Annotated in this window: 1 protein-coding gene; it reads left to right on the top strand. The window is 67.0% G+C overall.

The features are described from left to right. The coding region (locus K6M89_RS30600) for a cation:proton antiporter domain-containing protein (protein ID WP_222141860.1) at nucleotides 1–437 on the top strand (437 nt) is incomplete at both ends.

The following is a 437-nucleotide window of genomic DNA, read 5'->3' on the forward strand; positions in this document are numbered from 1 at the left end:
GCCCTTGGCGCGATCGTTGCGCCGCCTGATGCGGTTGCGGCGCGCGCTGTGCTGCAGCGGGTCAGGCTGCCGCGGCGGCTTCAGATTCTGCTGGAAGGCGAGAGCCTGCTCAACGATGCCAGCGGCCTGGTTCTCTTCCGCTTTGCCGTTGCCGCTGCCGCAACGGGCGCCTTCAGCGCGGGGGAGGCGGCCGGCAGCTTCCTCGTGCTGGCGCTCGGCGGCGCCGTCGTCGGCATCGTTGTGGGAACGGCATGGTACAAACTTGTCCGGCGTCTCGGCGACGAATATCTCATCATCGCAGCCTCGGTGCTGCTCGGCTGGATTGCCTATCTGCTCGGCGAGCAGCTGCATGTTTCCGGCGTCATCGCCACGGTTACCGCCGGCCTGATCATGAGCTGGCACCAGCACACCGTGCTTTCAGCCGCAATGCGCATGCG

It is taken from the genome of Rhizobium croatiense (assembly GCF_019793465.1).
Classification (GTDB): domain Bacteria; phylum Pseudomonadota; class Alphaproteobacteria; order Rhizobiales; family Rhizobiaceae; genus Rhizobium; species Rhizobium croatiense.